This window comes from Cupriavidus sp. KK10, assembly GCF_018223725.1.
Lineage (GTDB): Bacteria > Pseudomonadota > Gammaproteobacteria > Burkholderiales > Burkholderiaceae > Cupriavidus > Cupriavidus necator.
In genome coordinates this window covers 2951570-2975503 of the sequence record NZ_CP073677.1, presented here as the reverse complement: position 1 = coordinate 2975503, position 23934 = coordinate 2951570, and the positions used below count along the sequence as shown (strand labels likewise).

At 66.3% G+C, this 23934-nt stretch carries 24 protein-coding genes and 1 pseudogene; 7 read left to right on the top strand and 18 right to left on the bottom strand.

The genetic code is table 11. The features are described from left to right. Positions 1-63: 63 nt before the first annotated feature. Positions 64-987: a LysR family transcriptional regulator gene (locus tag KB879_RS14110; RefSeq protein WP_211981844.1), complete on the bottom strand. Its 924-nt coding sequence runs from the start codon at positions 985-987 to the stop codon at positions 64-66. Between the two features lie 226 nt (positions 988-1213). Between KB879_RS14110 and KB879_RS14105 the strand changes: the two genes are divergently transcribed. The 3 genes from KB879_RS14105 to KB879_RS14095 all read left to right on the top strand — a co-directional run bounded on the left by KB879_RS14105 (position 1214) and on the right by KB879_RS14095 (position 4554). Continuing rightward, positions 1214-2392 (top strand): CaiB/BaiF CoA-transferase family protein, encoded by a 1179-nt coding sequence (locus tag KB879_RS14105; protein ID WP_211981842.1) that lies wholly within the window; start codon positions 1214-1216, stop codon positions 2390-2392. Between the two features lie 122 nt (positions 2393-2514). Further along, positions 2515-3363, top strand: a complete 849-nt coding sequence (locus tag KB879_RS14100) for a MaoC family dehydratase N-terminal domain-containing protein (RefSeq protein WP_211981840.1) — start codon at positions 2515-2517, stop codon at positions 3361-3363. A gap of 30 nt (positions 3364-3393) precedes the next feature. Continuing rightward, positions 3394-4554, top strand: a complete 1161-nt coding sequence (locus KB879_RS14095; protein WP_013953410.1) for an acyl-CoA dehydrogenase family protein — start codon at positions 3394-3396, stop codon at positions 4552-4554. A gap of 78 nt (positions 4555-4632) precedes the next feature. Here the strand turns inward: KB879_RS14095 and KB879_RS14090 are convergent, their stop codons facing one another. Continuing rightward, positions 4633-5580: a PDR/VanB family oxidoreductase gene (locus tag KB879_RS14090; RefSeq protein WP_211982204.1), complete on the bottom strand. Its 948-nt coding sequence runs from the start codon at positions 5578-5580 to the stop codon at positions 4633-4635. 4 nt (positions 5581-5584) lie between these two features. After that, a complete protein-coding gene (locus KB879_RS14085; protein ID WP_013953408.1) occupies positions 5585-6640 on the bottom strand; it encodes an aromatic ring-hydroxylating dioxygenase subunit alpha in 1056 nt (351 codons plus the stop codon). Between the two features lie 101 nt (positions 6641-6741). Here KB879_RS14085 and KB879_RS14080 point away from each other — a divergent pair, with 101 nt between their 5' ends. Beyond that, positions 6742-7746, top strand: a complete 1005-nt coding sequence (locus tag KB879_RS14080) for a LysR family transcriptional regulator (protein WP_249221306.1) — start codon at positions 6742-6744, stop codon at positions 7744-7746. Between the two features lie 12 nt (positions 7747-7758). On the opposite strand, the gene KB879_RS14075 is transcribed toward KB879_RS14080, so the two are convergent. The 4 genes from KB879_RS14075 to KB879_RS14060 all read right to left on the bottom strand — a co-directional run bounded on the left by KB879_RS14075 (position 7759) and on the right by KB879_RS14060 (position 11891). Beyond that, on the bottom strand, positions 7759-8763 hold the full coding sequence (locus KB879_RS14075; protein ID WP_153953407.1) for a tripartite tricarboxylate transporter substrate binding protein: 1005 nt from the start codon (positions 8761-8763) through the stop codon (positions 7759-7761). Positions 8764-8833: 70 nt separating this feature from the next. Beyond that, positions 8834-9916 (bottom strand): hydroxyacid dehydrogenase, encoded by a 1083-nt coding sequence (locus KB879_RS14070; protein WP_249221305.1) that lies wholly within the window; start codon positions 9914-9916, stop codon positions 8834-8836. Then, positions 9913-10593, bottom strand: coding sequence for an RraA family protein (locus KB879_RS14065; RefSeq protein WP_211981836.1), 681 nt, complete (start codon positions 10591-10593; stop codon positions 9913-9915). The genes KB879_RS14070 and KB879_RS14065 overlap by 4 nt, the downstream gene beginning before the upstream one ends. Next, positions 10590-11891: an alpha-hydroxy acid oxidase gene (locus tag KB879_RS14060; protein WP_371827405.1), complete on the bottom strand. Its 1302-nt coding sequence runs from the start codon at positions 11889-11891 to the stop codon at positions 10590-10592. Before KB879_RS14060 ends, KB879_RS14065 begins: the two co-directional genes overlap by 4 nt. Positions 11892-12024: 133 nt before the next feature. Here KB879_RS14060 and KB879_RS14055 point away from each other — a divergent pair, with 133 nt between their 5' ends. Together KB879_RS14055 and KB879_RS14050 are read left to right on the top strand one after the other, a co-directional pair. Further along, positions 12025-12927, top strand: a complete 903-nt coding sequence (locus tag KB879_RS14055; RefSeq protein ID WP_013953402.1) for a LysR family transcriptional regulator — start codon at positions 12025-12027, stop codon at positions 12925-12927. Between the two features lie 223 nt (positions 12928-13150). Further along, entirely contained in the window at positions 13151-13651 is a 501-nt protein-coding gene (locus KB879_RS14050; RefSeq protein WP_211982200.1) for a DUF6496 domain-containing protein, read from the top strand. Between the two features lie 165 nt (positions 13652-13816). Here the strand turns inward: KB879_RS14050 and KB879_RS39360 are convergent. Further along, a pseudogene (locus KB879_RS39360) lies at positions 13817-14002 on the bottom strand (biotin carboxylase N-terminal domain-containing protein); the annotation flags it as partial. Positions 14003-14082: 80 nt separating this feature from the next. Here KB879_RS39360 and KB879_RS14040 point away from each other — a divergent pair. Beyond that, positions 14083-15045: a tripartite tricarboxylate transporter substrate binding protein gene (locus KB879_RS14040; protein WP_211981832.1), complete on the top strand. Its 963-nt coding sequence runs from the start codon at positions 14083-14085 to the stop codon at positions 15043-15045. Positions 15046-15093: 48 nt separating this feature from the next. On the opposite strand, the gene KB879_RS14035 is transcribed toward KB879_RS14040, so the two are convergent. From KB879_RS14035 to KB879_RS13990, 10 genes are all read right to left on the bottom strand, one after another. Then, positions 15094-15909 (bottom strand): shikimate dehydrogenase, encoded by an 816-nt coding sequence (locus KB879_RS14035; protein WP_211981830.1) that lies wholly within the window; start codon positions 15907-15909, stop codon positions 15094-15096. A gap of 24 nt (positions 15910-15933) precedes the next feature. After that, complete coding sequence (locus tag KB879_RS14030) at positions 15934-16923, bottom strand: D-glycerate dehydrogenase (RefSeq protein ID WP_211981827.1); 990 nt, start codon at positions 16921-16923, stop codon at positions 15934-15936. 20 nt (positions 16924-16943) lie between these two features. Next, a complete protein-coding gene (locus KB879_RS14025) occupies positions 16944-17888 on the bottom strand; it encodes a sugar kinase (protein ID WP_211981825.1) in 945 nt (314 codons plus the stop codon). Beyond that, the gene (locus tag KB879_RS14020; protein ID WP_211981823.1) at positions 17885-18673 is read right to left on the bottom strand and encodes a sugar phosphate isomerase/epimerase; all 789 of its coding nucleotides are present in this window, start codon (positions 18671-18673) and stop codon (positions 17885-17887) included. Before KB879_RS14020 ends, KB879_RS14025 begins: the two co-directional genes overlap by 4 nt. Next, a complete protein-coding gene (locus KB879_RS14015) occupies positions 18670-19404 on the bottom strand; it encodes an amino acid ABC transporter ATP-binding protein (protein ID WP_211981821.1) in 735 nt (244 codons plus the stop codon). The genes KB879_RS14020 and KB879_RS14015 overlap by 4 nt, the downstream gene beginning before the upstream one ends. After that, positions 19391-20041 carry an amino acid ABC transporter permease gene (locus KB879_RS14010; protein ID WP_211981819.1) on the bottom strand — a complete coding sequence of 217 codons (651 nt, stop codon included), beginning with the start codon at positions 20039-20041 and terminating at the stop codon, positions 19391-19393. The genes KB879_RS14015 and KB879_RS14010 overlap by 14 nt, the downstream gene beginning before the upstream one ends. Then, the gene (locus KB879_RS14005) at positions 20038-20796 is read right to left on the bottom strand and encodes an amino acid ABC transporter permease (protein ID WP_211981817.1); all 759 of its coding nucleotides are present in this window, start codon (positions 20794-20796) and stop codon (positions 20038-20040) included. The genes KB879_RS14010 and KB879_RS14005 overlap by 4 nt, the downstream gene beginning before the upstream one ends. Positions 20797-20850: 54 nt before the next feature. After that, positions 20851-21654 carry a transporter substrate-binding domain-containing protein gene (locus tag KB879_RS14000; protein ID WP_211981815.1) on the bottom strand — a complete coding sequence of 268 codons (804 nt, stop codon included), beginning with the start codon at positions 21652-21654 and terminating at the stop codon, positions 20851-20853. A gap of 241 nt (positions 21655-21895) precedes the next feature. After that, positions 21896-22951: a LacI family DNA-binding transcriptional regulator gene (locus KB879_RS13995; protein WP_211981813.1), complete on the bottom strand. Its 1056-nt coding sequence runs from the start codon at positions 22949-22951 to the stop codon at positions 21896-21898. Between the two features lie 150 nt (positions 22952-23101). Further along, positions 23102-23845, bottom strand: a complete 744-nt coding sequence (locus KB879_RS13990; RefSeq protein ID WP_211981811.1) for an SDR family oxidoreductase — start codon at positions 23843-23845, stop codon at positions 23102-23104. Positions 23846-23934: the final 89 nt, after the last annotated feature.

The following is a 23934-nucleotide window of genomic DNA, read 5'->3' as shown; positions in this document are numbered from 1 at the left end:
GCCTGTGGCGGGGGCCGCTTGTTTTCTCCCCTCTCCCATTTATGGGAGAGGGGGGGGAACGCGTTATGACAGTGCGTTGTCAGGGCTCCCGCCCGCTGCCTGTGCCACCTCGATCAGTTCGTCGATCAGCGCCTTCGCGCAGCCGGGCAGGCCTTCCAGTTCCCGCACGATCACCGCACGCTCCCGCAGCGCCCACGGTTCGTGCAACTCGATGATCTCGATCTTCATCGTCTGCCGGTGGCGCAACGCGGCCGATAACGGCACCACGCCAATGCCGACGCCAGCCTCGATCATCCGGCACATGGCTTCAAAGCTGCGGATCTGGATGCGGATCTGCAGCTTGCGCCGCTGGTCGCGGACCAGCTCGGTAAGAAAGGCGTGCAGGGTGCTGCCTTCATGCAGGCTGACATGCTCATAGTCGAGCGTGTCTTCAAAAGCGAGGTTCGGCTTCTGCGTCAGCGGATGGCCGAGCGGTGTGGCCAGAACCAGCTTGTCCGTACTGAAATGGATGACCTCCAGCCCTTCCGAGTTCAGCGGTCCGGAGATGATGCCAAGGTCCGCGCTGCCGTCCAGCACGCCGCGGATGATGTCCCGCGTCAGGCGTTCCTGCAGGTCGACGGTGACGGCGGGGCGCTCTGACATAAAGCGCGCCAGCACCTCTGGCATGAACTCCGTCACGGCGGTGGTGTTCGCAAAGATGCGGATATGACCGACCGAGTCCTTGGCGTATTCCTCGAACTCGCTTTTGACATGCTCGAACTGGCGCTCGATCACCCGGGTATGCCGCAGCAGGCGCTCGCCGGCCGGGGTCAGGGCCAGGCCCTTGCTCTCGCGATAGAAGAGGCGGGTGCCTAGCTGGTCCTCCAGCGCCTTGAGCCGCGCGCTGGCTGCGGCGGGCGACAGAAATGCCTTGCGCGCCCCGCGCGACAGGTTTTCCTCCTCGGCGATGCGTGCAAACAGCCTCAGGTCGGCAAAGTCGAAATGCATATGTGCTCCTTCTGCTGAACTTTACCAAGGCGTCAAATTTGTCGCAAACCGGCAGGTCTTCGGTGTTTTCGGCGCAGACGAACGGCTGCTTCGAGAAAACGAGATTTACCCAAGCCAGCGTCGCTGCGAGACTTGCTCAGAGGCGAATTGCATCGCCAACTGAATCTCAGTCGTTCGTTGCCGCCAAGGCAGTTCGAACGCAATCCTCCCCCCCGAAAAGGCTGCTATGCGTCCCCTCGATGGCATTACCGTGGTTTCCCTGGAGCATGCAATCGCTGCGCCATTCTGCACCCGCCAGCTCGCGGACCTGGGCGCGCGCGTGATCAAGATCGAGCGGCCCAAGGTCGGCGACTTTGCCCGCGGCTATGACGAAAGAGTGGACGGCATGTCCTCGCACTTTGCCTGGACCAACCGTTCGAAGGAAAGCCTGGCGCTGGACCTGAAGCACCAGGAGGCCCCCGCCATCCTGCAGAAGATCCTGGACAAGGCGGACGTGCTGGTGCAGAACCTGGCGCCGGGCGCCGCCGACCGGCTTGGGCTGTCATATGAAGCGCTGTCCCAGCGCTATCCCGGCATCGTTGTCTGCGACATCTCTGGCTATGGCAACGACGGCCCGTATCGGGACAAGAAGGCCTACGACCTGCTGATCCAGGCGGAGTCCGGCTTCGTCTCGATCACGGGCACCCCGGAAAGCCCATCCAAGGCAGGCTGCTCGATCGCGGATATCGCCGCCGGCATGTACGCCTACACCAATATCCTGGCGGCGCTGCTGCAGCGCGGCAAGACGGGCAAGGGTGCCCATATCGATGTCTCGATGCTGGAAAGCATGGTTGAGTGGATGAGCTATCCGCTCTACTACGCCTTCGACGGCGCCACGCCGCCGCCGCGCGCGGGCGCCTCGCACGCGACCATCTTCCCCTATGGCCCGTTCACAGCAGGCGATGGCAAGACCATCATTCTCGGCCTGCAGAATGAGCGCGAGTGGGAGGCCTTCTGCCGGGTGGTGCTGGAACGGCCGGAGCTGACGAGCGACGAGCGCTTCGTCACCAACTCCCTGCGCGCCAGGAGCCGCGTCGAGTTGACGCAGATCATCACCGACGCCTTCGCCGCGCTGGACATCGACCAGGTGGTCGAGCGGCTGGAGCGTGCCCAGATCGCTAACGCCCGCATGAACGATATGCGCGAGGTCTGGAACCACCCGCAACTCAAGGCACGCGAGCGCTGGACATCGGTCCGCTCTCCCGTGGGCGTGATCCCGGCATTGCTGCCGCCCGGCATGCCGAATGCGTTCGAGCCGCGCATGGACGCCATCCCGGCGCTGGGTGAGCACAGCGAGCACATCCTGCGCGAGCTCGGCTACACCGGCGACGACGTGTCGCGGCTGCGCACGGAAGGCGCCATCTGACCTCATTCCGGAAGGGTACGTGCTTTCCGTCCAAGCGAATGGCTCGTTCCGAACTTTCGAATTGGAAGCTGCGGCGGCAGCGTGCATAGTGGAAGCCAGGCAATCAAGACTAGAGAGATGTGATGGACGTTGTGAAGCTGAAGGAATGGATTGGCAGGACGGCGGAAAGCCAGGACGAGATCACGGCATATCCCGTCAAGGCGCTCGCAGCGACCCTGGACTACGATCAGCGGGCACCCGTTCGCGGCGATGCCATTGCGCCGCTCTGGCACTGGCTCTATTTCCTGCCGCTGCACCGGCAATCCGAGATTGGTGCCGATGGCCATGCCAGCCGCGGCGGCTTCCTGCCGCCGGTGCCGCTGCCGCGCCGCATGTGGGCCGGCGGCCGCCTGTGGTTCCACCAGCCGCTGCGCATCGGCGATGCCGCCTCGAAGGTGTCGCGCATCCTCGATGTCAGCGCCAAGAGCGGACGTAGCGGATCGCTCGCCTTTGTGACGGTCGAGCACAAGTACTACGGCGGCAATGGACTGGCGGTTACCGAAGAGCACGACATCGTCTACCGCGAGAGCGCATCGCCGAACGCGCCCGCACCGGAAGCGGTGCGGGCGCCGACGGGCGAAGAATGGGTGCACGAGGTGGCGACCGATCCCGTCCTGCTGTTCCGCTTCTCCGCGCTGACCTTCAACGGCCATCGCATCCATTACGACAAGCAGTACGTGACCGCGATCGAGCACTATCCGGACCTGATCGTCCACGGCCCGCTGCTGGCACTGCTGATGCTGGAACTGGTGCGCACGAACCTGCCGGACGCAGTGGTCAAGACCTTCTCGTTCCGGGGCGTGCGGCCGACCTTCGTGCCCCAGCGCATTTTCGTCTGCGGCAAGCGCAGCGAGGACGGCAAGACCGTCGAGCTGTGGGTCCGCCATGAAGATGGCGCCCTCGCGATGAGCGCGACCGCTGAACTGAACTGAACTAACCCCAAAGTTGCTGGAGACCAGGCTGTGCAGAACAGAATCGATGAATACCAGGAAATCCGTGAGGCCGTGCGCGATCTGTGCGGCCAGTTCTCATCGGAATACTTCCGAAAGGTTGACGAAGTACGGGGCTATCCCGAGGAATTCGTTAGCGCGCTGACCCAGGCCGGCTGGCTGGCCGCGCTGATCCCGGAGGAGTACGGCGGCTCGGGCCTGGGCCTGACCCAGGCGTCCGTCATCATGGAGGAAATCAACCGTGCCGGCGGCAATTCGGGCGCCTGCCACGGCCAGATGTACAACATGGGCACGCTACTGCGCCATGGCTCGGCCGAGCAGAAGAAGCTGTACCTGCCCAAGATCGCCAGCGGCGAACTGCGCCTGCAATCGATGGCCGTGACCGAGCCGACCACGGGCACCGACACGACCAAGATCAAGACTACCGCCGCGCGCAAGGGCGACAAGTATGTCGTCAACGGCCAGAAGGTGTGGATCTCGCGCGTCCAGCATTCGGACCTGATGATCCTGCTGGCCCGCACCACGCCGCTTGCCGAGTGCAAGAAGAAGTCGGAAGGCATGTCGATCTTCCTGGTCGATCTGCGCGAGGCCATCGGCAAGGGCCTGACGGTCCAGCCCATCATCAACATGGTCAACCATGAGACCAATGAGCTGTTCTTCGACAACCTGGAAATCCCGGCGGAGAACCTGATCGGCGAGGAGGGCAAGGGTTTCAAGTACATCCTCGACGGCCTCAACGCCGAGCGCACGCTGATTGCCGCCGAATGCATCGGCGACGGCTACTGGTTTATCGACAAGGTGACCAAGTACGTCAACGAGCGCGTCGTCTTCGGCCGGCCGATTGGCCAGAACCAGGGCGTGCAGTTTCCTATCGCCAGGGCCTTCGTCAACGTGGAAGCGGCCAACCTGATGCGGTTCAAGGCGGCGAAGCTGTTCGACGCGCACCAGCCCTGCGGCGCCGAAGCCAATATGGCGAAGCTGCTGGCCGCGGACGCGTCGTGGGAAGCGGCTAACGCCTGCCTGCAGTATCACGGCGGCTTTGGCTTCGCGGCGGAGTACGACGTCGAGCGCAAGTTCCGCGAGACCCGGCTCTACCAGGTGGCGCCGATTTCGACCAACCTGATTCTTTCCTACGTCGGCGAGCACATCCTGGGGATGCCGCGGTCGTTCTGAGGTTTTGCTTCCGTGGTCTCCTGGACCTTGCGACCCGCCTTCGAGCGGGTCGTTTTTTCTTCCGCGGTCTCCCAGTCGTCAGAGATCCAGCACCAGCTCTGCGCCTTGCGCCCGGGAAACACAGATCAGGATGGACCGGTTCGCGGCCCGCTCGTCCTCGCTCAGTACATAGTCGCGATGGTCTGCGGCGCCGGCAAGGAGCGGAACTTCGCAACTCCGGCACAGGCCTTCGCGACACGCTGAGGGCAGGCACAGGCCATTCGCTTCCAGCACGGACAGGATGCTGTCACCGGCGGGGATGGTGAAACGCCCGCCATGCCGCAGCAAGCTGACTTCGAACGCGCGGTCTGGCTTGTCGCTCTGGTCGGCATCGGCGCCGAAGCGTTCGAAGTGTACGGCGCCGGACTCGATCCCGGCCGCCCGGCCACAATCCGACACGGCGTTCATCATCGGTCCCGGGCCGCAACAGTACACGTGCCAGCCGGCAGGCATCTCACGCAGCGCAGCGCCCAGGTCGACCCGTTCGCCGCGATGCTCGTCATCGGCATGCACGACAACGCGATCGGCATGGGACGCAAGCCGATCGAGGTAGGCGGCGCCGCCGCGCGAGCGTACGCAGTACAACAGGCGCCACTCGCGTCCATGCTCGACGCACCAGCGGATCATGCTGAGGATCGGTGTGATGCCGATACCGCCGGCAATAAACAGATGCCCTGGCGCGGACGTTTCCAGGCGAAACAACGATCGCGGCGTGCCGACCTGCAGGCGATCGCCCACTCGCAGTTGCTCATGTGCATAGCGCGATCCGCCGCGGGATGCCGGCGCCAGGCCGATGCCAAGGCAATAGCGTCCGATATCGGCAGCCGAACTGGCAATCGAGTACTGCCTCGTCAGGCCGTTGGGAAGCGCCACGTCAACGTGTGCGCCGGGATCAAAGCCTGGCAGCGCTGCACGCGACGGGCAGCGCAACTCAACGCCCAGCACGCCCTCCGCTTCCGTGCGCAATCCGGTGACAACCAGTTCCATCACGTCATGCCTCCTTTAGTTGCCGCACCCGCCCACGCTGGGCGGCTTCTTCTTCCAGCCGGCGCGCGACCACCCAGCGGAACTGGGACAGGGCCGCGTCGATGGAGAACGGTATCATCTTGAAGTCGGGCGCGAGTGCCAGCGAGCGCTGCTGCGCGGTGATGATGTCGCGGTCCTCGTCGAACGCGGCCACTACGGCCTGGTGGATGGACCGGGTGACCTCCGGCTGGTCGATCGCGAAGTTATGCGGATGGGCAAAGAAGTAGTGCGTGGAGTTCTCGGTTTCCGGCGTCAGTGCCTGGCAGCCGCGAAATTCCGCGGCGTCGATGCGCCTGCCTTCCTGTGCCCCGGTCCCGGTCGGCGCCATGCCGGAGTCCATCAGCAGGATTGCCGGCAGCGTGAAGTTGTAGATGTTCCAGCGGTCGACCTTTCCCGGCCAGTCCTTGACCTGCTTCGCAAATGGCGGGGCCTCGGTATCGATGGTCCAGCGGGTAATGCGCACGCCATCTTCGAGACGCTCGACCGTCGGCTGCACGCCCGCGTAGTCCTCGCTGCCCCCAAGCGTGGTGGGATGCACGAACGGCAAGTGCGAGAAGTCCAGCAGGTTGTCTGCGATCAACAGGTAGTTGACGTCGTAGTGGATGTAGCCATCGAGGCTGCGCCACGCCGGGTCGTCCAACCAGTGGGTGTCAGGGATCAGCGCCGGATCAGCCGCTTCCGCGTCACCCATCCAGATCCAGATCCAGCTATTGCGCTCGACCACGGGGAAGGTCCGCACGCGCGCTTGCGGCGGGATCCGCTGCTGCGCCGGCGCTTCGATGCATTGGCCGGTGGGATCGAACTTGAGCCCGTGGTACATGCAGCGCACGCAGTCGCCTTCGCGCCGACCCACCGACAGCGGCGCACCGCGGTGGCAGCAGCGGTCTTCTATCGCCACCAGCGTTCCGTCTTCGGCCCGATACATCAGCACCGGGATGCCGATGATGGTCCGGCTGAACAAGTCGCTGGCCCCGACTTCCTTGTCCCAGCCCGCCACATACCAGGTGTTCCTGACAAACATCCTCTGTCTCCTGTATCGATTTTCGGCCTCTCTGGGGCCGCCTTGACAGGGGATTAGGCAGGGGCTCACTATGCGTCAATCGCATGCAGAGCATAGTAAGGATGTACGCCGTGCATAACGCTCCGTTCGACTACAACCTGCTTGCCGTGTTCGACGCCATGCTCCGCGAGCGCAATGTGACGCGTGCGGCCGAGCAGCTAGGCCTGACGCAAAGCGCGATGAGCCATGCGCTGAACCGGCTGCGCAGCTATTTCGATGACCCGCTGTTTGTCAAGACCGCGCATGGGATGACGCCGACGACCAAGGCCGAGGGCCTGGCCGGGCCGATCCTCGACGTCATGACGACCATGCAGACGCGCGTGCTGCCGCAGTCGAGCTTCGACCCGGCGACCATGCAGCGCACGTTCACGCTATGCATGACGGACATGGGCGAGCTTGTATTCCTCCCGCCGCTGATGCAGCGCCTGCGCGCCATCGCGCCGCGCTGCTCGCTGCGCACCTTGCAGGTACCGATGCCGCAGATCGAGGCGCTGCTCGCCTCGGGCGAGGCGGATCTGGTGCTTGGCTCAGTGCGTACCGCACCCGAGGCGTTGTTCCAGCAGCAGCTGTTCATGCATGGATTCGTGACCATCGTCAGCAGCCGCAACAAGACGGTTGGCGACACGCTGACTGTCGAGCAGTTTGAGACCATGCCGCACATTGCGGTCAGCCTGGCGGGGCGCTCGAGCCCGGCCTATGACGCCGCATTTGAGAGCCACGGACTGAAGCGGCGCGTCTATGTCTACACACCCCACTTCCTGAGCGTGCCGCTGCTGATGGACCGGGAGCCGGACCTGATCGCCACCGTGCCCGAGGAGCTCGCCAACGTCTTCAGCCGATATGGCGTGGTGCGCGTGGTGAAACCGCCGGTTGCCTTGCCACCGTTCGCGTTGAGCCAGTACTGGCACCCGCGCTTTCACCACGATCCCGCGATCGTCTGGTTGCGGCAGCTCGTCAAGCAGACCTTCGATCAGTATCCGGCGATCCCCGCATTGCCAGCAGATGACGCCTCGCTGAGGCCACGCAAGGATGCCGGGCGCAAGCCTGCAAAGAGCACTAACCGATAGCCGCCAGCACGCTCAGTTTTCCTGCCACGGCATCTCCTTCCACAGTTTCTGGAAGCCCGCCTCGCCGCGCTCCAGCTCCGCGCTGTAGGCCGCTGGCGCGAGGTAGCGCAGCGGCGCATACATCGCCTCGGCCTGCTGGCGGAACTGCGGATCGGCGACCACACGCGCCATGGCATCCACCAGCTTCTTCCTTACCGGCTCAGGCAGGCCCTTGGGCGCCGCCAGGCCGCGCAGCGAAGCCAGCTCGATGTCGAAGCCCTGTTCGCGGAAGGTGGGCACGTTCGGGGCCAGTGCTGCCCGTGTTGCGCCCATCTGGCCGATGAACTTGATCGGCGAGCCGCCTTTCTGGTACTGCAGCGCTTCGCCCACGTTGATGGCTCCGATGGTGAGCTGCTGCCCGACCAGCGCCGCGCGGACGTCGCCTGCGCCCTTGTAGCCGACATGGGTTAGCTTGACGCCCGCGGCCTTCTCGAACAGCAGCATGGCAAGGTGGTCGTCCGAGCCGACGCCGGTGGTGCCGACTGACACCTCTCCCGGATGCGCCTTGGCATGGCGCACCAGCGCGGCCAGCGAGTCAATGCGATTGCCGTTGTGTACCGTGAAGCCGCCCGGATCGTCGACCAGGTTGCCGATCAGGTCGAAGCTGCGCCAGGTGAAGGTGGTCTTGCGCTCGATGGGAATGGTTAGCAGGTTCGGCGTATTGATAAAGCCGATGGTGTAGCCGTCCGGCGCGGACCGTGCCAGTTCAGCGAAGCCGATGGCGCCGCCCGCGCCGGGCTTGTTCTGTACCACCACCGTGGCGCCGCCGAGTTGCTTCTCGAGGTGGCGGGCCAGCAGGCGTGCCACCAGGTCCGTCCCGCCCCCGGGACCGTAGGCCACGATCATCTGGATAGGGCGGTTGGGATAGGGCGCCTCTGCCCTGGCGCCGGCCGTGGCGGCGAGGCCGCACGCCAGTGCGAGCGCGCCGACCAGGCGAAGGGGAAAGCGCCGGCGCCATTGGTCTTGGGTCGGGTGCATGGTTGGTGTCTCCTCGCCGGTCTGGTATGCCAGCGTGTTATGTGTAAAGAATAGTCCGCGGAATTGCGGGCTAAGGTGTGACCGATGACACGGCGGCAGCCTGCAACGCTGCCGCGATGCGCTGTTGCGCACGCGGCCAGACTTCGGGGTTGACCAGCCGCTCGGGCCGCTCGCCACTGGCCAGCAGCGTGACGATTTGAGTGGCGGCCAGTTCGGCGTTCCTGCGTCGTGCCTCGTGAGTAACGCCAGCGGTGTGGAAGGTGGCGACGACGTTGTCCAGCGCGAGCAAGGGGTGGGAGCGTGGTGGCGGCTCCTGTTCCCACACGTCCAGACCGGCGCCGGCAAGATGGCCGCTGGCCAGCGCCGCATGCAGCGCGCCCTCATCGTGGATGCCGCCGCGCGCGGTGCTGACGAAGATGCTGCCCGGCCGCATCGCGGCAAAGGCGGCGCCATCCATCATGCGCAGCGTGGTGGCGTCGCGCGGGCAATGCAGCGAGACCACGTCGGCACTGCGCAGCAATTCCTCGAGCGACACCGCCTGTGCGCCGCGCGCGGCCAGCTCCGCTGCATCCAGCGCCGGGTCGCACCCGATCACGCGCATGCCGAAGGCGCGGCCGAGTGCGGCGACGCGGCGGCCGGCGTGGCCCACGCCGACCAGGCCGAGCGTGCGGCCGCGCAGTTCGTGGCCCATCAGGTCCTCACGGCTCTCGCAGTTGTGCGCGCGCAGGCTGCGGTCGGATTCGGCGATGCGGCGCAGTACCGCGAGCATCAGGCCCAGCGTCATCTCCGCCACCGAGTCGGCGTTGCCGCCGGCTTGGTTGAGCACCGCGACGCCGGCCTCGGTGCAGGCATCGATGTCGATGGTGTCGCAGCCGGAGCCGCTGGACGACACCGCCAGCAGGTTCGGGCAGCGCGCCAGCAGCGCGGCGTCGGCGAACCAGCGGCGCGGGATCTCGTCCTTGGCGGCCGAGATCTGGTAGACATGAGCGCCGGACAGCCGGTCCCAGGCGGCCGCGTCGGCGCCTTCGCGGGCGCAGGTATGCAGCGTCAGGCCTGGCGTGGCCGTAATGATGCGGTCAAAGGCCGCGTCCAGCCAGTGGTCGAAACGGACCACCGTGCCGGCGGCAGGCATCGGCAGGACGGGCGCGTTCATACGGCCACCCCCTTTTCGCGCAGCGTGCGCTCGACCCAGCTCCGATCGGCGCGACCTTGCGCGATCGACTCGAGCACCGCTGCTTCGGTGCGTTGTACGTTCTCCACGCGCGCGGCGATTTCCTCGGCATCCTCGGCCGCAACGACCAGCAGGCCGTCGCCGTCGCCCAGCACCAGGTCACCGGGGCGCACCACCATGCCGTCGATGCAGACGGGTACATGCAATTCGCCGGGACCGTCCTTGTAAGGACCGCGGTGCGAGACCCCGCGCGCATAGACGGGCAACGTCTCCTTGCCGATCGTATCGCTGTCGCGGATCAGGCCGTCGATGACGAAGCCCGCTGCGCCGCGCGCGATCGCCAGCGCCAGCATGATCTCGCCGATGATGGCATTGGGACCGGCGCCGCCGGCATCGACGACGATCACATCGCCGGGTCCGCAGAGGTCGAGGGCCTTGTGCACCATCAGGTTGTCGCCCGGGCGCGTGCGCACGGTGAGGGCGCGGCCGGCCATGACGCCATCGCGCCGGTGATGGGGCCGCAGCCGCGTGGTGCCGACGGTGCGGCTCATTGCGTCGCTGACATTGGCCACCGGGAAGCTGCCGTAGCGTTCCAGCAGCGCGTTGCTGACGGTCGGCGCCGGCTTGGGGTGGATGCGGAAGCCGTGAAGCGTGCTCATCGATAAGTCTCCGGGTGAGGGGGCATGTGGGGTAGTGAAGCGGCAGGACGGATGCAGGCAGGGCCGATGTCTGCCAGCCGGGGCAGGCCGAGCATCGCCATATCGCGCGAGATCTCGGCCTGCAACAAGTCGATGGCGTGCGCCACGCCGGGGGTGGACCCGACCGTCGCCGCATAGGCGAACGGCCGTCCGACAAAGGCGCAACGCGCGCCGAGCGCGAGCGCCTTGATCACGTCGGTGCCGCGGCGTACGCCGCTGTCGAGCATCACCGGCAGATCGGGCACGGCGTGAACGATCTCGGGCAGGACGCGCAGCGGCGCGATGGCGCCGTCCAGTTGCCGGCCGCCATGGTTCGAGACGATGATCCCGTCCACGCCGTGGCGGCGCGCCAGCAGCGCGTCTTCCGCGGTCAGGATGCCCTTGACCACCAGCGTGCCTTTCCAGCGCCGGCGGATGCCTTCGAGGTGCGTCCAGGTGAAATGTGCGCGGTCGGAGAAGTCGCGCAGCACGCGCGACGACAGGATGGGCGCGCCGCGGTGCGCATAGGCGTTCTCGAAATGCGGCATGCCGTGCCGCAGCAGCGTGCGCGCAAAGGTGCCGAGCAGCCAGCGCGGGTGGGTGATGCCTTGCCATGCCAGGCTTGCGCTCGGGCGCAGCGGCGTCGAGAAGCCAGCGCGCACGTTGTTCTCGCGATTGCCCGCAACGGGCGTATCGACGGTGATCACCAGCGTCCCGACGCCTGCCGCCTCGACGCGCGACAACAGCCCGTCGATCTGCGCCATGTCGCCGGGCAGGTAGGCCTGGAACCAGGTGCCGGGCGCGGCTGCCATCACTTCTTCCAGCCGGATCAGCGATGAACCGCTCATGATCGCCGGCACCCCGGCCTGCTGCGCGGCCTGCGCCAGCACGATATCGCCGCGGTAAGCGAACAGCGCGGCAATACCCATGGGCGCAATGCCGAACGGGGCGGCATAGCGCCGGCCGAACAGCTCGAAGCCGAGTTCGCGCGTGGCCACGCCGGCAAGCACGCGCGGCCGCAGCGCGATCTTGGCGAAGGCGCGGCGGTTCTCCGCCAGCGAGACGCTGTCCTCCACCGCACCGCTGACATAGGCGTACAGCGGCCGGGGCAGGCGGCGGCGGGCGAGCGGTTCAAGGTCGTTTAGCGAAAGCACTTGCCTGCGCAAGGTGCCTGCGCCGCTTGCGGTCGCGGTCGTCACGCGCGGCGCGGAAGCGGTGCTGACGGCATTTGTGGCGCGGTCAGCGGCGTTGTCTGCAGCAGGGGCATGAAGAGCTGACATGATCGATATAGGGGGGCAGGGCGACGACGAGGCTTCAATCTAGCAACCGCAAGGAATCGATAAAAGCGAAAAATAACGAAGCTATAATTTCGCTTTTAGGAAACTGATAATCGCCGCCCGCGGCGCGGATTCCATGACCCTCAAGCAACTCGAAGCCTTCTACTGGGCCGCGACCTGCCTCAACTTCTCGGTAGCCGCCGAGCGCTGCCACCTGTCCGTGTCTTCGCTGTCCAAAAGGGTGGCCGAGCTCGAAACCTCCCTCGGCGTGCAGCTGTTCGACCGAAGCGGCCGCCGCGCCGAGCTGACGGCGCAGGGCGAGCAGATGCTGCCGCGTATCCGCGAACTGCTGCGGGTTGCCGCCGAGTTGCAGCAGTCAGCGGGGCAGAGCCGTGGCCTGCAAGGCCGTTGCCGCGTGGGCCTGGGCGAACTGAGCGGCCTGACCTGGCTGCCCCGGCTGGTACGGCAGACGGCCATCCGGCACCCCGAGCTTCAGCTCGAGCCCTACGTCGATATCGGTCAAGTGCTGGAGCAGCGCCTGGAAGATGGCGAACTCGACCTCGCGGTGATCGCCGGGCCGTCTTCGCGCAGCAGCCTTGCGTCGGAACGGATCGCACAGGTCGATTTTGTCTGGGTCGCGAGCGAGTCTTTTATCGACCAGACCGGCACCGACGATCCGCGGCGGCTGATGGCGGAGCAATTGCTGCTGTCCCTGCCGGTCGGCGCGGGCGGCACCCGGGTACTCGACCAGTGGCTGGCCACCCGTGGCATGGCGGTCAACCGTCGCCTGGTGTGCAACAGCTGGGGCGCCGTGGTCGGCATGGTGGCGGAGGGGCTGGGTTTCGCCTTCATGCCAAAGCAGTGGGCCGAAGCGCTGGAAGCGCGCGGGGTGTTGCAGATCCTGAAGAAGGGCGGCGCGCTGGAACCGCTGCACTATGTCGTGCAATGGCGTCGCGACGACGCGCGCGTGCTGATCACGGAGATGCGCGATGTCATCAAGGACGTAATCGAATTCCAGGCGCCGCGTTGCCTGGTGTAGACCGCGTCTCGCAGGGTAGATTTGGCCCAAGGTGTGCAGATTTCGCACGCGGCAGTACAACCGTCGCCTCTATGAGTGGCGGTGGCGCGCCTGTTGCACGCCTGGAACGACATTTGCGAGGGATTTTTTAACCCGCCGGCAGATGGCGGGCCCTGAACAGTGCCGCGGACATTGCATCTGCCATGGCCCGTGCCGGATGACCGCGGCTGCCATGGAGACGACCATGCCAAGGGCATCGAGCATTGCCCAAGCCAGGGCAGACAAGAGAGCAGGCAAGTCGCCGACCACCCAGGCCGGCCATTTCGTTCACGACGAGATCGAAGCCGTGCGAAAAGGTAAGCACGGCGTGCGCTCGGCCAAGCAGGCCATAGCGATCGGTTTGTCGGAGGCACGCCGCGCTGGCGTCGTTGTGCCGCCGAAGAAGGGTGCGACCAAGGCGGAAACCAAGGCTGCTGCCGCCAAGGCCGCACCGCGACGGGCGAGTTCAGAAAGCACGGCCAAGCGGTCCCAGGCTGCGCTCAAGGCACTCAAGCGCGAGAGCACCGCCGGTGCTTCTCCCAAGGCGCTGTCTGCCCAGGCCAAGAGCGCGGCAAGCAAGCGCACGGCGACCGATCGCTCGGCTGCCGCGAAGAAGGCCGCCAGCACCAAGGGAGCTGCCGGTCGCTCCGAAGCGGCCCGCAAGGCCGCTCGCACGCGTGCGGCAAGGAAGGAGTCAGCCCGTTAGCGAACCAGCGTACCGCTGTCGGCAAGCTGCGCGCCTGGCACGCCGCGCTCTCCGGCGTTCACCGCACTGAACCGACACGGAGGTAAGCAACCCACTCTCTCGCCGGCTTCGACGGTGCGGTCGACGAGCGCGCAGGTCTCTTCCATCAGGGGGGGCTGGCGTAGAATCTGTCGGTGCGCCCTCGGAGCCCGGAACGCCGGGGACACCGGCTTCGATCATGGCGCGTTTGGCGCTGACCTTGTCGCCCATGCGCCGGATCGAAGCCGCGGTAGGCCCGATGCATACCAACCCGTCCCTTCCAACGGCTTCGGCAAAATCCGCGCTCTCGGACAAGAGCCCATACCCGGGATGCGATAGTCTTTCACGTCGTGTGTCCGAGCCTTCCCCCCACGGAATCAACTTCTCCGCCCCCCCTGAATTGAGAGCCATAGATGCGATCGCCCCGCAAGCTGTTTCACATGGCCGCCCTGCTGGCCTCACTTGCCGTCGTCGGCCAGACGCGCGCGGCGCCCTACCCGGATCATCCTGTCGAACTCGTGGTCCCGAGCGCGGCGGGCGGTGGTACCGACACGGTTGCGCGGGCTTTCAGCGAAGCCATGCGAAAGTATCTGCCGCAGCCGCTGACTGTGGTGAACAAGCCAGGGGCCAGCGGTGCCATCGGCATGACGGATGTGGCCCGCGCCAAGCCGGATGGCTACAAGCTCGGCATCATCATCGCCGAAGCCGTGATCGTCCCGCATCTCGGGCCGACCACCCTCGACGCCGCCGAGCTGGTGCCGATCGCGCGCCTGAATGCCGATCCGTCCGCGATCACGGTCAAGGCCGACTCGCGCTGGAACACCATCGAGGCGTTCCTGGAATTCGCCAAGTCGCACCCGGGGGAGGTGCAGGTGGGGAATTCCGGCCCGGGCTCGATCTGGCACCTGGCGGCGACGGCGCTGGAGGACAAGGCGCACGTCAGGTTCACTCATGTGCCGTTCTCCGGTGCGGCGCCGGCCCTGGTGGCGTTGATGGGCGGGCATATCGACGCGGTGGCCGTCAGTCCCGCCGAGGTATCGGCCTATGTGGCCGCAGGCAAAGTGAAGACGCTCGCGGTGATGGCGGAGCAGCGTGTCAGGGGTTTCGAGAGCGTTCCGACGCTGCGTGAGCGTGGTATCGACCTTTCGATCGGCACATGGCGCGGGCTGGCCGCGCCCAAAGGCACGCCACCTGAAGTGCTCGAAACCCTTGCGGCCGCCAGCCGCAAGGCGGTGGCGGATCCTGTCTTCGTGGCGGCGCTGCGCCGGCAGAACCTGGGCATTGCCTATGCCGACGCGGCGACCTTCAAGGCGATGATCGCGGCAGACAACGCGGTGATGAAGGCACTGGTGGCCAAGACCAACCTCCGCAAGTGAGGCAGCGCGTCCGCATCGATCCAGAAGTGCCAAGGGCGGCAGGGGGGCTCAAGACAGGCGGGCAATCTCCTCAAGCAGCGCGGTCTCCATCGCATCGATCGGCGCGCGTGCGCAGCCGGTGTAGAACTCGACCTGGGCGCACGCCTGGTGCAGCATCATGCGCGTGCCGTCGATGGTGCGGCAGCCAAGTGCGGCGGCATCCCGGATCAGCTTGCTCCTGACCGGGATGAAGGCAGCGTCCATGACGATCAGGTGTGCCGCGAGCTGTCCGGCGACCGGGTTGACATCGGGTGCGCGAAAGCCCGCGGCGGTCGCGTTGGCGAGCATGTCGAAGTCCGCCGCGCGGAAGTCCGTCAATCCGCCCCCAAAGCGCAGGCCAAGTGAGGCGGCCAGTTCCTCGCCGCGCGCCGTGGTGCGGTTGAACACGGTCACGCTGGCGCCGGCCTCGCGCAGGCCATAGGCCATCGCCCGCGCCGCGCCGCCAGCGCCCAGCAGCGCAATGCGGCTGCCGGCCACTTCAGTCACTTCCTGGAACGCCCGGACGGCGCCGATGCAATCGGTGTTGTAGCCGGTCAGCACGCCATCGATATTGTTGATGGTGTTGACCGCGCCGATGGCGCGCGCGGTCTCGTCGAGATGGTCGAGATGCGCGATCACGGCCTGCTTGTGCGGCATCGAGACATTCATGCCGCGCACGCCGAGCGCGCGGATCGATTGCACGGCGCCGGGCACGTCCTGCACCCCGAAGCATACAAAGGTGTAGTCGATCCCGAGCGCCCGGTAGGCGGCATTGTGGATGCGCACATTGAAGGTGAAGGGCTCGCCCATGATCGAGCCGCACAGCGTGGGAATGGAACCGGGCATTGCGGGGTGTCCTTGCGGGGAAAATCAGGCGGCTGCCTGGACGGCAAAGGCCGCCAGGTCGAAGGGCGCGGCGGGCTGCCGCCCGGCGAGCGCGTCCAGCAGGTTGCGCGTGGCGAGTTCGGCCATGGCGCGCCGGGTCTCATGCGTGGCCGAGCCGATATGGGGCAGGGCTGTCACCCTGGGATGGCTGCGCAGCGGTGAATCCTGAAGCAGCGGCTCGGTGGCGAAGACGTCCAGCCCGGCCGCGCGCAGGTGGCCGCTGTCGAGCGCCGCGAGCAGCGCGTCTTCCTGCACGATCTGGCCGCGGGCGCCGTTGACGAAGATGGCGCCCGGCTTCATCAGCGCGAACTCGCGCAGGCCCATCAGGCCGCGCGTGCTTTCGGTCAGGGGCAGCGTGACGGCGACAATATCGGCTCGCTGCAACGCATCGTCGAGCTCCATCCGGGTGGCGCGTCCCACCAGGTCGGACGGCTCCGCGGCAGTCTCGTTGACGTAGAGCACCTCCATGCCGAAGCCGAGCGCCGCGCGGCGTGCCACGGCCTGGCCGATGCGGCCGAAGCCCAGGATCGCCAGGGTCTTGCCGTGCACGTCCCAGCCGAACAGGCTTTCGCCGATATTGGCGGTCCAGCGGCCTTCGCTCACATGGGCCGCCAGTTCGACCAGGCGGCGGCTCGTGGCCATGATGAGCGCGAAGACGGTGTCGGCGGTGGTCTCTGTGAGTACGCCGGGCGTATGGCACAGGGTGATGCCGCGCCGGTGCAGGCAGGGGAGGTCGTAGTTGTCGACGCCCACCGAAATACTCGAAATCACCTCCAACTGGCCCGCTTCGGCCAGTTCCGCCGCGCCCAGCTTCACGCTGGAGCCGATCAGGCCATGGGCGTTTGCCAGCGCGGCGCGGAAGGCCGGCCGTTGTGCCGGCTGGCGCGGGTCGGCCACGATCACGTCATGCTCCGACTCGATCCTGGCGAGCAGGTCGTCAGGAATCGGACGGAACACCAGTACCTTCTTGCGCATGGGAAATCCTTGCTTTGGCTTCACAAACTGGCAGCCGCCAGTTGGGCATGGGTCGGCAGGCCTTCGGTATCGCCCCGCACCTGCACAGCCCGCGCGCCGATCCAGGCGCCGCGCCGGACGGCGTCGCCCACCGGCCTGCCTTCCAGCAGCGCGCTGATCACGCCCACGGCAAAGCCATCGCCGGCGCCAACGGTGTCGACGACACGCTCGACGCTGAATGCCTCGACATGGCCGGTGCCGGCCTCGCCATCGAAGTAGGCGCCGTCGGCACCAAGCTTCACCACCACCAGCCTGGCGCCGCGCGCACGGTAGAAGGCGGCAATGCGTTCCGGCTCGGCATGGCCGGTGAGGAAGCGGCCTTCCTCGATGCCGGGCAGCACCCAGTCGCACTGTTGCGCGAGGTCGTTCAGCGTCTCGCGCATCAGCTCGGGCGAGGCCCACAGCGTGGGCCGCAGGTTGGGATCGAATGAGATCGTGCGGCCGGCGGCCTGCATGGTGGCGATGGCCTGGCGTGTGGCAGCCTGCGTGCCTGCGGCCAGCGCGGGGAACACGCCGGTGACGTGCAGATGCCGCGAGCGCCGCAGCCACCTGCCGTCCAGGTGCTCCGGGTTCATGCGGCTGGCCGCCGAGCCGCGGCGGTGGTATTCGACGGGCGGATCGCTGCCGTCGTCGACCCGGCCCTTGAACTGGAAACCGGTGCGCTCACCGGGCTCGCACACCACCTGGCTGCAATCCACGCCTTCGCGCTGCATTTCCCCGAGCAGGTAGCGGGCCATCGAGTCGTCGCCCAGCCGGCTGGCCCATCCGACCTTCAGGCCCAGGCGCGACAGGCCGATGGCTACATTGGTCTCGGCACCGGCGGTGCGCTTGTGGAAGGTCTGCGCGGTTTCGAGCGGCCCGGCTTCGCCGGCGACCAGCATCAGCATCGCCTCGCCCAGCGTGACTACATCAAGATCGGTGCTCATGCGGGAATCTCCACCGAACGCAGTACTTCGACATGATGGCGCGTGACCTGCACCAGGTCTTCGCCTTGCAGCGGGAATTCGATCGCACGCGCAACGTGCGTGGGCAGGCGGCGCAAGACGCTGCGCCATGGTGCGGCCGACTGGTCAAGCGGCACCGCGATCCATTTGGCGGGCGTGCGCTGCACGCCTTTGCAGTGCACGTAGCCGACGCCGGCGCCGAAGACCTGCGCGGCGTCGAGCGGGTCTTCGCCGGTCCAGTGCCAGTTGCCCATGTCGAAGGTCATCGGCACGGACTGGCCGAGCGCGCTGGTACGCGCGAAGAAGTCGCGCAGCGGCGGCACGGTGCCGGCTTGGGCGGTCTGGTCGTTTTCCACGACGAGTTCGATGCCATCGTGCCGCAGCCAGGGAAGCAGTGCTTCCAGCGCCATGCCTTCCCGATAGCCGCCAAGCGACATCTTGACCCGGGTCGCACGGAGCGCCAGCGCGGTGGCGAAGGCGCGGTCGAGCGCGGCAGCATCGAGGCTGCCTGCGTCATTCCACAGGCCTTCCGGGCTGGACCACACCACGCTCAGTCCATGCTGCTGGGCGACCTCGCGCTGTTCAATGACTTCATCCTTGTGCCCGCGCTGGAGTTCGCCGCGGAATTCCACGCCGTCCGCGCCGGCTGCCGCGGCAATCCGTGCCAGTGCAGCCTGTCCGTCGCGCAGGGCGAGGTCGGCGCCATAGGCCGTCAGCGAGATCAGCACCGGCGGGCGCGAAGAACCATCTGCTTGCCACTGGCTCATTTCAGTGCTCCCGCGCTGAGGAATTGCTGCAGTTCCGCTGTCTGCGGCTGCGCGAACAGCGCCTTCGACGGACCCGCCTCGTGGACCTTGCCCTGGTGCATGAAGATGGTGGTATGCGCCATGCGGCGCGCGAACTCCATCTCGTGCGTGACCAGCACCATGGTCATGCCGGAGGCGGCCAGGTTCTCCATGACCCGAAGCACTTCCGCCGTCAGCTCGGGGTCGAGCGCGGAGGTGACCTCGTCGAACAGCATCACCTTGGGCTCCATCGCCAGCGAACGGGCGATGGCCACGCGCTGCTGCTGGCCGCCCGATAGTTGCTCGGGGTAGCAGTCCTTCTTGTCGAGCAGGCCGACCTGGGTCAGCACCTGGTCGACGATGCCGTCGATCTTGCCTGCGGCGAGCTTCTTCACGATGGATGGCGCCAGGGCGATGTTCTGGCCCACGGTCAGGTGCGGAAACAGGTTGTAGCTCTGGAACACCATGCCCACGTCGCGGCGCAGGTCGAGCAAGCGCTTCCGGTCGTGATCCAGCTTGTGCCCGGCGACGGTGATATTGCCGGCGTTGATCGTCTCCAGGCCATTCAGGCAACGCAGCATGGTGCTCTTGCCGGAGCCGCTGCGGCCGATGATGGCGACCACCTGGCCCGGCTCGATCGCAAACGAAACGCCCTTCAGGACTTCGACGGCGCCATACGACTTGTGCACGCCTTGTGCTTCAACGATTGACATGGAGCGTCCTTTCCATGCGCCGGGCTGCCGCCGACAGCGGGAAGCAGAGCGCGAAGTAGATAAGTGCGACGACGACGAAGACCGCGAAGGGCTGGAAGGTCGCGTTGTTGATCAGCTGGCCGGCGCGGGTCAGTTCGATGACGCCGATGATGGAAGTGATCGAGGTGTTCTTGACCAGCTGGACCGAGAACCCCACCGTGGGCGGCAAGGCCAGCCGCACCGCCTGTGGCAGCACCACGTAGCGCAGCTGCTGCCAGCGGGTGAGGGCGAGCGCTTCGCTGGCTTCCCACTGTCCTTGCGGCACGGCCTCGATGCAGCCGCGCCAGATCTCGCCAAGGTAGGCGCTGGCGTAGATCGACATCGCCAGCATGGCAGCGACCATCGGCGACAGCTTGAACCCGAGCACGGAGAGTCCGTAGTAGCTCAGGAACAGCACGATCAGCACCGGCGTCCCTTGCACGACCTGGATATAGGCCGTGCTGGCGAGGCGCAGCAGCGGGCTTCTGGAGGTACGCGCCAGTGCCACCAGGAAACCGGCCAGCGTACCGCCGATGAAGGCAAGCAAAGTCACCCACAGCGTCCAGCGCGCCGCCAGCAGCAGGATTTCAAGATGATTCCAGGAGAACTCGGTGATCATTTCGCGCTCCCTGCAACCGCTGCCGTCAGTTCCGTTTGCGCCAGCGGCGCGATCCGGGCCGTGCGGGCCAGCTTTCGTGCGCGCGCCACCACGCGGCGCCGCTTGAACACCACGTTGCCGATCAGGCCGAACATTGCGCGCAGCAGCAGTGCCAGCCCGATATAGACGAACATGACCAGGATGTAGCTCTCGAAGGTGCGGAAGGTCTGCGAATCGACATGGCTGGCAACTGCCGTCAGCTCTTCCACCGAGATCGTCGACACCACGCTCGACGTCAGCATCATCAGCGTGAACTGGCTGGTCAGGGCCGGATAGACCTTCTCGAAGGCCGGCACCAGCGCGACGTGGCGGATCAGCTGCCAGCGTGTCATGCCCAGCGCGGCGGCGGCTTCAAGCTGCGAGCGGTGCACCGCCTGCAGGCCGGCCCGGATGATTTCCGTCGAGTAGGCGCCGAGGTTGACGGTCATGGCAATCACCGCGGCGGTGACGGCATCGATCTGCAGGCCCACGGTTGGCAAGCCGAAGAAGATGATGAAGAGCTGGATCAGGAAGGGCGTGTTGCGGATCGCCTCGACGTAGGCCCGGGTGGCACGCTGCAGCCACGGACCGCCGAATGCGGCCGCAATGGCGCCGGCGGTGCCGACCACGGTACCAAGCAGGATCGAGCCGAAGCTGAGCGCCAGCGTCATCGCCGCGCCTTCCGCGAAGCGATCCAGCTGCGACAGCACCGGGGTCCATTCGAATTGATAGTTCATGCGGGTCTCCTGGCACGCCGGCTGGCGCCGGCGCGCAACCTCAGACGGCCTGGTTCAGAACGCTTGCAGCGCGGGCAGCGCCTTGCCGGTCCACTTCTGCGCAATGGCGTCGAGTTCGCCATTCAGCTTGACGTAGGAGATGGTGGTGTTGAGCCACTGGCGCAGCTCGAAGGCGTCGCGGCGCACGGCCATCGAATTGGGCTGCACCGAGAATGCGAACTTGGCGTCGAACTTGCCGGCGCCGCGCGCCTTCATGATCTCGTTGCCGGTGGTATTGGGCAGGGCAATGGCTTCGACCTGGTTGCTGATCAGGGCCTGCGCGCAGGTGGCATCGTCCTCGAAGCGGACGATGTTCATGCCGGGCACGGCCAGCCGGGTCAGCGCGGTGTCCTGCGTGGTGCCGCGCGTCACGCCTACCTTCTTCTTCCCGAGTTCCGTCAGCTTGGCGTACTTGGCAGCGACGGGAGCAAAGATGGTCAGCTCGAACGCGCTGTAGGGCGCGCTGAACATGATGGCCCGCGCGCGCTCGGGCGTCGGCGCCAGCGTGGCGACCAGGAAATCGACCTTGCCGGCCTCCAGCGCCGGAATCCGGCTGGGCGAGGTGAGGGGAACGATATCGACCGGAACGCCCAGGTACTTGCCGAGCAGGTTGGCTACGTCGACGTCATAGCCGGCGGGTTTGCCGGTGGCGTCGGTGGTGCCGAAGGGCGGCGCGCCGGTCACCACGCCGATGGTGACCTTGCCCTTCTTGACGATCTCGGCGACGGTCTGCGCCTGGGCGGTGAAAGCGGCGCTGGTCAGGACCAGCAGAGTCAGCACGGGCGCGGCTACGCGGCGCAACAAGCGTTGGACGTTCATCAATGTCTCCTGTTATGGAATGTGTCGCTGGCGTCGCAGCGTTTGGCAAGCACCGTCTTGAAACCGGTTTCAGAATTATAGGAAACCGGTTTCAGAGATCCAGCAGTGGAAACCCTTACGGGCAAAAACCGCGTTTGGCGGATGCGGAAACAGGCACGTCAGGCACCCGCTGGACGTGCGCAGCGGGTGCAGGCATGGATCAGGCGGGCACGGCGGACGCCGGCGGGGAAGGGCTCTGCAATCAGGCGCGGCGGGTGGATCCGCGCGTGACCAGGGTGCCGGGCAACAGCACCCGGCGCGGCGGCAGTTGCGCGCCTTGCAGGCGCTCGATCAGGCAGTTGGTGGCGACGCGCCCGATATCGTCGGTGGGCTGGGAAATGGCGCTGAGGCCAGGGCCGACCAATGCGGCCCATTCCGGATCATCGAAGCCGATCAGGCCCAGGTCGGCGCCAAGTTGCCACCCCAGTCTGGCGGCGGATGCGGCCACGCGCAGCGAGATCACCGCGTTGGCCGCCAGCACGGCAACGGGTGCCTGTCCGGCGCCACGGCGCAGCGCGCGGAGCGCTTCATCCAGGGCATCGTCGTCACCCCGCTGGGCTTCAAAAACGGTCCCGCCAACCGTGTCCGCGTGTTCGGCGACAAAGGCCTGGAACGCGCGCGCGCGCTCATTGCGCGAGCTGATGGCCTTGATCGGCTCGCTGATGAACAGCAGGTGCCGGTAGCCGGCTTCGACCAGGTGGCCGGCGGCTTCCTGTACGGCGGTCAGGTTGTCCAGGGCCACCAGGTCGACTTCGGCATCACCGACCTTGCGGTCGACCAGTACCACTGGCTTGCCCAATTGCGCCGCATCGGCCAGGGCGCCGGCATCGTGGCCCAGCGTGTGCAGGATGAAACCCTCGACCCGGTACGCCGACAGCGAGCGAATGGCCTCACGCTCCAGTTGCTCGTCATTGCCGAGGTTGAACAGCATCACCATATAGCCGGCGTCGCGACAGGCCTTCTCAACGCCGCGCAGCACGGCCACCGAGAACGAATTGGAGACATCCGCAACCACCAGCCCGATCAGGCGCGACTTGCCGCGCTTGAGCCCCTGCGCCATCGGGCTGGGGCTATAGCCGAGCGCGCGGATGGCCGCGGCGACGCGCGCCTCGACGTCCGCGGACAACTGCTCGCCGCCCCGGTTCAGGTAGCGCGATACGGTTGCCTTGGAGACACCCGCATAGTCGGCAACGTCCTGGATGGTGAGCTTCTCTGCGGGTTTCTGGTCGGACACAGGTCGGATAACAGGGCGCGGCATAGGATTCGGGTCTCGGTGAAACCAGTTTCACGATTATGCCTCGGGCGTGTCGGGATATGCCAGCCTGCGGGCCATCCGATTGTGCGAGGCCGTAATTGGGCTCCGATACCTCGTGCGGCGAACCGGCGAAGGGCCAGACTCCCTTGCCGCTTATCCCGAATGAGCCAGCGCTACCGCATCGGCACCTGCCGGAAACCGAAGCAGCCCGGACCTGTCGTTGGCGGCACGCCAAACCGCTTCGGCCACCTCGGCCTCGGTCGTCACCGCTGCCGGTTGCGAGAGTGAAGCAAAGATGCGCTGCGCGAAAGACGCGTACGCCTCGGGGATCAGGCCCTCCATGCGCGGTCCCCCGTTGCTGGTAAAGCGCGTGGTCGGACCGTAGCCCGGCTCGACCAGCTTCACGCTCACCCTGAACGCTTCGAGCTCGAACGCGAGCGACGCGGTGAAGCCTTCGATGGCCATCTTGCTCGCGGTGTAGACGGCCACCATCGGCATCGGCGCCAGCGTAGTGCTCGAGGTCACGTTCACCACCACGCCCGACCCGCGCGCCCGGAACTGCGGCAGCACCGCCTGGGTCATCGCCATCACGCCGAAGGTGTTGGTCTCGAACACCTCGCGCGTCGTGGCCATCGGCGTGGCCTCAAAGGCGCCAAACAGGCCGATGCCCGCGTTGTTGACGAGCACGTCGATGGGCCCGCTTGCTTCAAGCGCGGCGGCGATGCTATCGGGCTTCGTCACGTCGAGCGCCAGCATGCGGATCTGGTGGGATCTGGGCAAGAGTTCTTCGTTCGGCGTTCGCATGGTGGCGATAACGTTCCAGCCCTGCGCGTGGAAGTGGCGCGCGGTTTCAAGGCCATAGCCAGAGGAGCAGCCGGTAATCAACACGGTTTTCATGGGAATTTCGGTGGTGGTTTTGATGTCGGCAACGATAGCGGGGCTGCGACGGACTGCCTACAATGAAAAGTCCAGATTTCATTTGCAAT